This window comes from Methylobacterium sp. WL9, assembly GCF_008040035.1.
Classification (GTDB): Bacteria; Pseudomonadota; Alphaproteobacteria; order Rhizobiales; family Beijerinckiaceae; genus Methylobacterium; species Methylobacterium thuringiense.
The window spans coordinates 37,625-47,886 of record NZ_VRVE01000023.1 but is presented as its reverse complement, the minus strand read 5'-3'; the positions used below and the strand labels follow the sequence as shown (position 1 = coordinate 47,886).

Annotated in this window: 9 protein-coding genes and 1 pseudogene; 4 read left to right on the top strand and 6 right to left on the bottom strand. The window is 68.8% G+C overall.

Annotation, left to right across the window (positions count from 1 at the left end; translation table 11 throughout):
- Positions 1-41: 41 nt before the first annotated feature.
- Genes ureC through ureG form a run of 4 tightly spaced genes read left to right on the top strand, consistent with a single transcriptional unit; the run spans position 42 to position 3,513 of the window.
- Positions 42-1,718 carry an urease subunit alpha gene (gene ureC / locus FV217_RS09845; protein WP_187272510.1) on the top strand — a complete coding sequence of 559 codons (1,677 nt, stop codon included), beginning with the start codon at positions 42-44 and terminating at the stop codon, positions 1,716-1,718.
- Positions 1,718-2,224 (top strand): urease accessory protein UreE, encoded by a 507-nt coding sequence (locus tag FV217_RS09840; protein WP_147817011.1) that lies wholly within the window; start codon positions 1,718-1,720, stop codon positions 2,222-2,224. The genes ureC and FV217_RS09840 overlap by 1 nt, the downstream gene beginning before the upstream one ends.
- Complete coding sequence (locus FV217_RS09835; protein WP_246682752.1) at positions 2,163-2,891, top strand: urease accessory protein UreF; 729 nt, start codon at positions 2,163-2,165, stop codon at positions 2,889-2,891. Before FV217_RS09840 ends, FV217_RS09835 begins: the two co-directional genes overlap by 62 nt.
- Before the next feature lie 7 nt (positions 2,892-2,898).
- Complete coding sequence (ureG, locus tag FV217_RS09830) at positions 2,899-3,513, top strand: urease accessory protein UreG (protein WP_147817010.1); 615 nt, start codon at positions 2,899-2,901, stop codon at positions 3,511-3,513.
- Between the two features lie 40 nt (positions 3,514-3,553).
- On the opposite strand, the gene FV217_RS09825 is transcribed toward ureG, so the two are convergent.
- From FV217_RS09825 to FV217_RS09800, 6 genes and pseudogenes are all read right to left on the bottom strand, one after another.
- Positions 3,554-4,054, bottom strand: coding sequence for an ureidoglycolate lyase (locus tag FV217_RS09825; protein WP_147817009.1), 501 nt, complete (start codon positions 4,052-4,054; stop codon positions 3,554-3,556).
- The gene (locus FV217_RS09820) at positions 4,051-4,833 is read right to left on the bottom strand and encodes a bifunctional allantoicase/(S)-ureidoglycine aminohydrolase (protein WP_246682754.1); all 783 of its coding nucleotides are present in this window, start codon (positions 4,831-4,833) and stop codon (positions 4,051-4,053) included. The genes FV217_RS09825 and FV217_RS09820 overlap by 4 nt, the downstream gene beginning before the upstream one ends.
- A 133-nt stretch (positions 4,834-4,966) precedes the next feature.
- Positions 4,967-5,857, bottom strand: a pseudogene (puuE, locus tag FV217_RS09815) (allantoinase PuuE); the annotation flags it as partial.
- A 71-nt stretch (positions 5,858-5,928) separates the two neighbouring features.
- Entirely contained in the window at positions 5,929-8,721 is a 2,793-nt protein-coding gene (locus FV217_RS09810) for a molybdopterin cofactor-binding domain-containing protein (RefSeq protein WP_147817006.1), read from the bottom strand.
- The gene (locus FV217_RS09805; RefSeq protein ID WP_147817005.1) at positions 8,718-9,533 is read right to left on the bottom strand and encodes an FAD binding domain-containing protein; all 816 of its coding nucleotides are present in this window, start codon (positions 9,531-9,533) and stop codon (positions 8,718-8,720) included. The genes FV217_RS09810 and FV217_RS09805 overlap by 4 nt, the downstream gene beginning before the upstream one ends.
- 157 nt (positions 9,534-9,690) lie before the next feature.
- Positions 9,691-10,107 carry a hypothetical protein gene (locus tag FV217_RS09800; protein ID WP_147817004.1) on the bottom strand — a complete coding sequence of 139 codons (417 nt, stop codon included), beginning with the start codon at positions 10,105-10,107 and terminating at the stop codon, positions 9,691-9,693.
- Positions 10,108-10,262 lie beyond the last annotated feature (155 nt).

Sequence of the window (10,262 nt, the reverse complement as noted above, 5' to 3'; positions counted from 1 at the left end):
ACCTTCATGATGTCCGGCGCGTGCCCGCCGCCTACGCCGACATGTTCGGCCCGACCGTCGGCGACCGCATCCGCCTCGCCGACACCTCTCTCGAGATCGAGGTCGAACGCGATTTCACCACCTATGGCGAGGAGGTGAAGTTCGGCGGCGGCAAGGTCATTCGCGACGGGATGGGGCAGTCGCAGGTGACGAACCGCGACGGCGCCGTCGACACCGTCATCACCAACGCCGTGGTGCTCGATCATTGGGGCATCGTGAAATGCGACGTCGGCATCGTGAAGGGGCGCATCTTCAAGCTCGGAAAAGCTGGCAACCCGGACATCCAGCCGGGCGTCGACATCGTCGTCGGGCCGGGCACGGAGGTGATCGCGGGTGAAGGAAAAATCCTCACGGCCGGCGGCTTCGACAGCCACATCCACTACATCTGCCCGCAGCAGATCGACGAGGCGCTCTGCTCGGGCGTCACCACGATGCTCGGAGGCGGCACCGGGCCGGCGCACGGCACCTTCGCCACCACCTGCACCCCCGGCCCCTGGCACATCGCCCGGATGATCGAGGCGGCGGACCACTTCCCGATGAACCTCGCCTTCGCTGGCAAGGGCAACGCCTCGGTGCCCGGAGCCCTGGAGGAGATGGTGCGGGCCGGCGCTTGCGCGCTCAAGCTCCACGAGGACTGGGGCACGACGCCGGCCGCCATCGACACCTGCCTCTCGGTCGCCGACGCTCACGACGTGCAGGTGATGATCCACTCGGACACGCTGAACGAGTCCGGTTTCGTCGAGGACACCATCGCCGCCTTCAAGGGCCGCACCATCCACGCCTTCCACACCGAGGGCGCAGGCGGCGGGCACGCGCCGGACATCATGAAGGTGGCGGGGCTGGCGAACGTGCTCCCATCCTCGACCAACCCCACGCGGCCCTTCACCAAAAACACCATCGACGAGCATCTCGACATGCTCATGGTGTGCCACCACCTCGACCCGTCGATTCCGGAAGACCTCGCCTTCGCCGAGAGCCGGATCCGCAAGGAGACGATCGCGGCCGAGGACATCCTGCACGACCTCGGCGCGCTCTCGATGATGTCGTCGGACAGCCAGGCCATGGGGCGCATCGGCGAAGTCGTCATCCGCACCTGGCAGACCGCCGACAAGATGAAGCGCCAGCGTGGAGCCCTTCCCGGCGACGCGAGCGGCAACGACAATCTGCGCGCCCGCCGCTACGTCGCGAAATACACGATCAACCCGGCCATCGCGCATGGCGTCTCCCGACACATCGGCTCGATCGAGCCCGGGAAACTCGCAGACCTCGTGCTGTGGACACCGGCCTTCTTCGGCGTGAAGCCCGACCTCGTCCTCAAGGGCGGCATGATCGCGATGGCGCCGATGGGCGACCCCAACGCCTCGATCCCGACGCCGCAGCCGGTGCATTACCGCCCGATGTTCGGCGCCTTCGGCCGCGCGCCCTACGCCACCGCGCTGACCTTCGTCTCGAAGGCGGCCATCGAGGACGGATTGCGCGAAAAACTCGGGGTGCAGAAGCAACTCGTCGCGGTGGAGAATACGCGCGGCGGAATCTCCAAGAAGAGCATGATCCTCAACGATGCGACACCGGTGATCGAGATCGACCCGGAGACCTACGACGTGCGCGCCGACGGTGAATTGCTGGTCTGCGAGCCGGCCGAGGTGCTGCCGATGGCGCAGCGGTATTTTCTGTTTTGATGATCCGCGCCACCCGCATCATCCGTCGCAATGCCCTGAACGGCGGCGAGATCGTCGATCGGATCGTCCTCGACCACGGCGACCGGCATCGCCGCCGCATGGCGATGCAGGGCGTCGGCGGTCTGGGCTTTCTGCTCGACCTCGCCGAGCCGACTGTCCTCGACGACGGCGATGCGCTGATGCTGGAGGACGGCCGGCTGATCTGGGTCGAGGCCGCGCCCGAACGGCTTTTAGAGATCCGGGCCGGTTCGGATCATGCCCTCAAGCGGCTGATCTGGCATATCGGCAACCGGCACATCCCGGCTGAGATAACGGCGGACGCCGTCTACATCGCGAACGATCACGTGCTGGCCGACATGGTGCGGGGCCTCGGCGGCAGCGCCGAGCCGGTGCAGCGGCCGTTTCGCCCGGAAGGCGGCGCCTATGCCGGTGGCCATGGGCACAATGCCGGACATTCGCACGGCCACGCGCACGGCCATGGTCACCACGACCACAGCCATGATTGACGCGCTCCGGCTGATGGCGTGGCTGTCGCCGACCTATCCGATCGGCGCGTTCGCCTATTCGCACGGGCTCGAATGGGCGGTGGAGACGGGCGACATCCGCGACGAAGCGAGCCTCTCGCAGTGGCTCGACGACGTGGTCGAGCGCGGGGCGGGCCGCAACGATCTGATTCTGTGCGCAGAGGCCCACCGGACCGCGTCGGCCGGCGATGCTGTAGGGCTCGCCGAGGTCAACGATCTCGCCCTGGCGCTGGCGCCGTCCCGCGAACTCCATCTGGAGACGAGCCAGCAAGGCCGCAGCTTCCTCGATGCCACGCTATCCGCCTGGCCCTGCACGGCGCTCGATAGCGTCGGTGCCGTGCTCGATGGTGCCGTTGCGCTTCCGGTCGCGGTCGGCACGGCGTCGGGGGCACATGGCATGGCTCGCCCGCCGACGCTCGCGGCCTACGGCCTCGCCTTCGTCCAGAACCTCGTCTCGGCGGCGCTTCGCGTCGCGCCCGTCGGCCAGAGCGCAGGCACACGGATCATCGCGCGCCTCGCACCGCGGGTCGCCGCCCTCGCCGAGGCGGTGCAGGATCTCGGGCTCGACGGTCTTGGCTCGGCAACCCTACGCCTCGATCTCGGCTCGTTCCGGCACGAGACGCAGTATTCCCGGATTTTCCGCTCCTGAGGACGCCATGGCATCGTTGAACGGCCCGCTCCGCGTCGGTATCGGCGGCCCTGTCGGTTCGGGCAAGACCGCACTGATGGAGCAGCTCTGCAAGCGCCTGCGCGACAGCTACGACATCTGCGCCATCACCAACGACATCTACACCAAGGAGGATGCCCGCATCCTCACCGTCGCCGGCGCGCTGCCGGAGGAGCGCATCATGGGCGTCGAGACCGGCGGCTGCCCGCACACGGCGATCCGCGAAGACGCCTCGATCAATCTTGCCGCGGTGGCCGAGATGCGCCGGCGTTTTCCGAAGCTCGACGTGGTGCTGATCGAGTCCGGCGGCGACAACCTCGCCGCGACCTTCTCGCCGGAACTCGCCGACATCACCCTCTACGTGATCGATGTCGCGGGCGGCGAGAAGATCCCGCGAAAAGGCGGCCCGGGCATCACCCGCTCGGACCTTCTGGTCGTCAACAAGACCGACCTCGCTCCGCTGGTCGGCGCGGATCTCGGCGTGATGGAGGCGGATACCCGGCGCATGCGCGGCACCCGGCCCTACGTCTTCGCCTCGCTGCGCGACGGCCATGGTGCCGACGAGATCGCGCGTTTCGTGAGGACCGCGGGCGGTCTGGCCTGACCAGAGCCGGCGCGACCCTGCTACCGGGCGAAGGTTAGGGTCATGTCGGCAGATGGATCGCCCAGGGTGCGTCGAAGACGTATTCCTCGAGGTTCACGCCCGGACCGCCGCGGTCGACCACCCAAAAATCCTGTGGCGCGCCGAACGGGGTCAGCACGCCGTGCCAGGTGCCGATGGCGTAGCTGATCCCCTGCCCCGGCGCTGTGACGAAGGCCTGCGGCCGGCCGGGCTTTCCGCCCTCGTCCGGGCAGACCACGACGAGGAACGGCGCCGTGTTCAGGGGCACGAAGGCCTGGGCGCCGAGGGGGTGGCGCTCGACGAGGCTCAGGGACAGCGGCATCGGATAGGCCTGCGCTTCGACGAGGCCGATCACGACCCGGCTGTCCTCTCCCCTCACCTGCACCTCGGCGAGATCGTGGAATCTGCGCGCCTTGCCGGCATTCATCGGGCGCGGATCGACGGCCGCCTTGTCGATGACGGTGCCGAACGGCGCGAAGGCCTCGACGGTCAGGGCCTGCGCTGTGATGTGGCGGTCGCTCACCGGGGCGACCGATGAAGCTTCAGGGCGGCGTGCCGGTTGACGTCCTTGTAGAGCAGGTAGCGGAAGCGGCCGGGGCCGCCCGCGTAGCAGGCCTGTGGGCAGAAGGCGCGCAGCCATAGGAAGTCGCCGGCCTCGACCTCGACCCAGTCGCGGTTGAGCCGATAGACCGCCTTGCCTTCGAGCACGAACAGGCCGTGCTCCATCACATGGGTCTCCTCGAACGGGATCGAGGCGCCGGGCCGCATGGAGACGATGTTGACGTGCATGTCGTGGCGTACGTCGTCGGGCGCGACGAAGCGCGTCGTGGCCCAAGCCCCGTCCGTGCCGGGCATGGCCACCGGGTCGACCTCGGATTCGTGCACGACGAAGGCCGGGGGCACCTCGATTCCCGGCACGCGCTCATAGGCCTTGCGGATCCAGTGGAAGCGGGCGGGTACGGATCCGTCGTTGCGCAAAGTCCAGGCCGCGCCGGGCGGCAGGTAGGCGTAGCTGCCGGCGCGGAGGTCATGCGCCTCCCCGTCGAGGGCGAGATCCAGGGTGCCGTCGACCACGAAGAGTACGCCCTCGGCTTCCCGGTCGGGCTCGGGCCGCGCGCTGCCGCCGCCGGGGACTACCTCCATCAGGTACTGCGAAAACGTTTCGGAGAAGCCGGAGAGCGGCCGCGACAGCATCCAGGCGCGAGATCCCTCCCAGAACGGCAGGACGCTGGTGACGATGTCGCTCATCACGCCCTTCGGAATGACGGCGTAGGCTTCGGTGAACACGGCCCTGCCGGTCATCAGCGCGGTTTGGGGCGGCAAGCCCCCGCAGGGCGGATTGTAGCTGGCGGACGGCGTGGCAGCGCTCACGAAATCTCTCCAAGGTCTGGCCGGAAGGCGTCGGGGAGCAGTCCTCCCGCTCCGTTCAGCCCGGCGGGTGTTTCGCAATCCAGTGCCGGGCGATATCGATGCGCCGCGTCAGCCAGACGCCGTCATGCGCGGCGACGTGGTCGAGGAAGCGCATCAGCCCCGCGATCCGGCCGGGACGCCCGGCGAGCCGGCAATGAAGCCCGATCGACATCATCTTCGGCGTCTTGGCGCCTTCGGCATGGAGCACGTCGAAGGCGTCGCGCAGATAAGCGAAGAACTGGTCGCCCGAATTGAAGCCCTGTGCCACGGCGAAGCGCATGTCGTTGGCCTCCATCGTGTAGGGCACGATCAGCGCCGGACCCTTCGGCCCCTCCATCCAGTACGGCAGGTCGTCCGCGTAGGAATCGGCGAGGTAGGTGAAGTCGCGCTCCATCGCGAGTTCGCGCGTGTGGACCGAGAACCGGCCCGTGTACCAGCCGAGCGGGCGCTCACCCGTGACCTCGGTGTGGAGCCGGATCGCCGCGTCCATGTCAGCGGCTTCCGCCTCGCGTTCGAAGTGGGCGTAGTCGATCCACTTGAGGCCGTGGCTCGCGATCTCCCATTCCGCCTCGCGCATTGCTGCGACGGCCTCCGGGTTGCGCGCCATGGCCGTGGCGACGCCGAACACCGTCAGCGGGATTTTTCGCGATGTGAACAGCCGCCAAAGGCGCCAGAAGCCCGCGCGTGCGCCGTATTCGTAGACGGATTCGACCGTCATGTGCCGCTGTCCGGGCCAGGGCTCGGCGTTCACGATCTCGGTGAGGAAGGCCTCCGAGGCCGGATCGCCGTGCAGGATGCAGTTCTCTCCGCCCTCCTCGTAGTTCAGCACGAACTGCACCGCGATGCGGGCGCCGCCGGGCCAGTCGGCCTGCGGGGGCGTACGGCCGTAGCCGATCAGGTCGCGCGGATAGGTCAAACCGTTCGCCTCGTTGCGACGGCACTCCGTCGTCCGTCCCATGAACCGAAGACCGGTCGGCGACCGGTTCGTCAAGGCGCGAAGCCCTGCCGCACGTCTTCGACTGGTGGCTGCGTCGCGTGCCCGGCGACGGCCTCCATCACCTGCCGAAAGATCCGGTCCGGCGCGAAGGGCGTCGAAGTCAGCCGAGCGCCGGTGGCGTCGCGGATCGCGTTGGCGAGTGCCGGGGCGACGGGATTGTAGGGCGACTCGCTCATCGACTTGGCGCCGAGCGGGCCGATACGGTCGTAGGTGTCGGCGAAGAGCACCCGGGTGTCCGGCACGTCGGCGCAGGCCGGGATGTGATAGTTTCGGAACGTCTGCGTGATCACGCCGCCCGCCCCGTCGAAGCGGTAATCCTCGTATAGCGCCGCGCCGAGCGCCTGGGCGACGCCGCCCTCGACTTGGCCGCGGCACTGCATCGGGTTGATCACGACGCCGGCATCGACGGCCTGGATGCTCGACAGGATGCGCACCTCGCCGCTCGCCGGGTGCACCGCGACCCGGAACGCCTGGACGTTGAAGGCGACCGAACGCGGAGAGCCGTCGGCCTCGGCCCGCGCCTCCAGCGGTGCGAGGATCGTGAGCGGGATCGGGCCGATGGGCGTCTCCACGACCTCGCCCGACAGGCGGCAGGCCGCCGCTTCGACACCCATCCGGCTCGCAGCGTCGATGGTGATCGCCTCGGCCAATGCCGTCGCCGCGCGAAAATTCGCCTGGCCCGCGACGACGGTGCCGGTGCTGCCATAGGCGCCGGTATCGTGGGCGACGGCATCGGTGTCGGCCTGGATCAGCCGAATACGGTCGGGGGTGGTGGCGAGCACCTGCGCGGCGATCTGTGCGTGCACGGTGCTGGTGCCGTTGCCGAACTCCGCGGTGCCGATCGCCAGCGTGTAGCCGCCGTCGGTCTCCAGGCGGAGATGCGCGTGGGCGAAGTGGCCGCGCGGCGGGATCGTGTCGATCATCGCCATCGCCATGCCCTGCCCGATCAGCCAGTGCGGCCCCGGCGGTGGTTTGCCCGGATCCTCGGCGAGGGCGGCTTGGGCGAGGTCAAGGCACTGGTCGAGCCCGTAGGAGCCGTATGCGACGTCGTGCGGCTCCAGGCTGGTGGCGACCATCGGATCGCCCGGCCGCACGGCGTTGCTGCGGCGCATCGCGAACGGATCGATGCCGAGCCCGCGCGCCAGCTCGTCGATCGCAGATTCCACCGCAAAGATCGTCTGGCTGAGGCCGTAGCCCCGAAACGCGCCAGCCGGCAGGGTGTGCGTGTAGACGCTATGGCCTTCCACCCGCTTGTTCGGGCAACTGTAGGCCGAGATGCACTCGTTGCAGCCGTGATGCAGCACGCCGCCGGCATGGTTGGCGTAGGCGCCGGTATTCGCGAGAACCTTCAGCGAGATCGCCGTCAGCGTGCCGTCGGCTCGGGCGCCCATCTTCACGCGCACCCGCATGGCGTGGCGCGTGGTGGTTGCCGTGAACTGCTCCTGGCGCGTCAGTTCCCACCGCACCGGCCGCCCGGTCTTCAAGACCGCGAGGGCGACGAGATCCTCCGTCAGCATCTCCTGCTTGCCGCCGAAACCGCCGCCGACACGGCCGCACAGGACACGCACCTGGGTCCGGTCGAGGTCGAACAGGGCGCAGAGCGCGTCGCGCGTCAGGAACGGCACCTGCGTCGAGGACCGCAGAACGAGCCGGCCGTCCGCGTCGCGCCAGCCGATGGCGCCGTGCGTCTCGAGATGCGCGTGCTGTACGCGCTGCGAGACGTATTCTTCTTCGTGGATCAGGTCCGCTTGCGCGAACCCAGCCTCGACGTCGCCGATGGCGCCATGGACCTCCGCGGCGAGGTTCGGGTGTGGCAGGAGCGGCGGCGCGTCCGCGCCTGGCGGCGGCGATGTGCGGTCCTGCGGATCGTGCACCAGCGGCGCGTCCGGCCGGAGCGCTGCGTCCGGATCGAGCAGGGCCGGCCGCGGTGCGTAGGCCACGACGAGGGCGGCGACGCCCGCCTCCGCCGCGGCCTCGCTCTCGGCCAGCACGGCGGCGACGCGCTGGCCGACGAAACGGACGATGGAATCGAGCAGCAGCGTGTCGGGCGCGTCGTCGGCCGGGTTCTCGTGACGCCCGGTGGAGAAGCGGCGCGGCGGCACGTCCTCGTGGGTGAACACCGCGACGACGCCCGGAACGGCGAGCGCCGCGTCCCGGTCGATCCGCAGGATTCGCGCATGGGCGTGCGGCGAGCGCAGCACCTTGAGGTGCAGCAGGCCCGGCATCGCGATGTCGAGGGTGTAGGGCGCCGTTCCCGACACGACGCCCGCACTCGCCGGCGCGCGCAGGTTGCGTCCGACGGGCTCGCGACAGGTCTGCGGCGCCTCGGCATGAGCCGTTCCGGCCACCGCGTCGCGGATGGCCCGATAGCCCGTGCAGCGGCAGAGGTTGCCCTTCAGCGCCGTGCCAAGGTCCTGACGTTGCCCCTGGTCGAGGACCGCGGCGGTCATGATCATGCCGGGCGTGCAGAAGCCGCACTGGAAGCCCTGCGCATCGAGAAAGGCCTCCTGCATCGGATGGAAGTGCTCGGGCGGTCCGCTGCCGGGCGCGCAGGGGCCGGCGAGGCCCTCCACCGTGGTGACGGCGCGTCCCTCGGCCTTGAAGGCCGGCAGCAGGCAGGAATGCACCGGCTCGCCGTCGAGATGCACGGTGCAGGCGCCGCAATCGCCGGCATCGCAGCCTTTCTTGACACCGAACCAGCCGAGCTCACGCAGGAGAGTCCGCAGGCACTGGCCGGGCCGCGGCGCGGCGTGCTGCGCCTGTCCGTTAACGGTCAGGATCATCGGCCGAGCTCCTGTCGGATTTCCTCGGCGACAAGCAGCGTGACATGCCGCCGCCAATCCGGCGCCCCATGCACGTCGTCGTACCAATCGCCGCCGGGTATCGTTGCTGCGAGCCGCTGCTGCATGGCGTCCGCAACGGGCGGTGCCTCGAACGCGATCCGGACCGGGCGGCGCGTCGCGGCCGTCACCGTGAGGGTGAACCGGCCAGCCGCGTCCAGCGTGCCGATCACGAGCGCTCCGGAGCGGCCGTTCGGGCTCAGCGAAATCCGGCGGAATGCAGCCCGCCGGCGCAACGCCGCCACCGGCATGGAGATGCTGCGGAGGATCTCGCCGGGCTTCAGCGCCGTCCGTTGGGGGCCGAGCACGAAGTCGCAGACGGAAACAAACCGGTCGCCCCCACCCGGCGTAAGGATTGTGCACACTCCGTCGAGTGCGGCGGTCAGCGCGATCATCGGTCCGGCCGGCAGGGCCATGCAGAGATTGCCGCCGACGGTCGCCCGGTTCCAGATCTTGAACGAGCCGAGCAGAGCCCGACAGCACTGGCCGACGAGAGGCGTTGCGATCCAGTCCTTCGGCAGTTCGAGCCGATCGAGTTCCGCAATGGTGCAGGTTGCCGACACGGTCAGGCCGTCATCGGAGATCGCATGCATCGGCCAACCCAGGCCGGCGACGTCGATCAGCCTGCGAAGCCCAGGTTGCGGCTCCGAGAACAGCCACGTCCCACCCGCCAACCAGGCATCGCCGTCCTGCCAGTCGGGCAACGCATCGGCTTTCCCCAGGGCGATGACGGATGTGACGCAGTTGAGATCCATACCTCAACCTGCAAGCAAAACTCCGTCCACCCCTATCTGGCCCATCCGACGGTGGCGAGCATGACCTTGTGTTGCTCCCGGCCATTCGGGGGAAGCCCCTCAGATCGGCTGGAGGATAGTCACCCAGCCATCCGCGGGGGGCGCTGCCTCCGATCGTTCAATCGACCCGACCTGCGGCCGCTGCTGGCGGCCGGCCCGCGAAATCCAATCGTCCGTAAGACGGCGCCAGCAGGCCCTGCACGCGCTCGCGCAGGTTGCGCGGAGCCGAGAGCACGCGGATGCGGGTCGGAACGGGGGCCACGCGCTTCACGAGTCTCAACATGGCATCGAAGGCGAGCCGGAGGTTGCAGGGGCTCGGTTCGAGCTTTGCCGAGGACAGCGCGGCGGCCGCATCCTGCCAGAGCTGCGCGTGGGGGCCGTTCCGGGCATCGTCGATGCCGTGCCGGTTGAGCGCGGCCAGCCCGTCCGGGACCGTGGCGATGATCGTGGTGCCGAAGTCCGGCCGCGATGGATCGAGCCAGACGACGACCGGTGCCGGCAAGCTCTGCGTTGGATCGGTGACGATCTCGGTCATGCCTGTATCTCCGTCATCAGGCGCCAACTCTGATATGGCTGAACCCGATGTCCAGACAAGAGCGCTTGTAGACTCTTGTCGATGTCAGATCTGTGTACCGATGAACGGGTGGTGGCGTCGGTAGTTTCTGTCGGTTTTGAGAAAGATCTTTGATT

What these genes read in the sequence shown, in the direction of transcription:
- FV217_RS09805 (WP_147817005.1), bottom strand. Translation starts at nt 9,533, where the DNA reads ATGGATCTCAACTGCGTCACATCCGTCATCGCCCTGGGGAAAGCCGAT.
- FV217_RS09800 (WP_147817004.1), bottom strand. Translation starts at nt 10,107, where the DNA reads ATGACCGAGATCGTCACCGATCCAACGCAGAGCTTGCCGGCACCGGTC.
- FV217_RS09820 (WP_246682754.1), bottom strand. Translation starts at nt 4,833, where the DNA reads ATGACCGGCAGGGCCGTGTTCACCGAAGCCTACGCCGTCATTCCGAAG.
- FV217_RS09840 (WP_147817011.1), top strand. Translation starts at nt 1,718, where the DNA reads ATGATCCGCGCCACCCGCATCATCCGTCGCAATGCCCTGAACGGCGGC.
- ureG (WP_147817010.1), top strand. Translation starts at nt 2,899, where the DNA reads ATGGCATCGTTGAACGGCCCGCTCCGCGTCGGTATCGGCGGCCCTGTC.
- FV217_RS09835 (WP_246682752.1), top strand. Translation starts at nt 2,163, where the DNA reads ATGCCGGACATTCGCACGGCCACGCGCACGGCCATGGTCACCACGACC.
- ureC (WP_187272510.1), top strand. Translation starts at nt 42, where the DNA reads ATGTTCGGCCCGACCGTCGGCGACCGCATCCGCCTCGCCGACACCTCT.
- FV217_RS09810 (WP_147817006.1), bottom strand. Translation starts at nt 8,721, where the DNA reads ATGATCCTGACCGTTAACGGACAGGCGCAGCACGCCGCGCCGCGGCCC.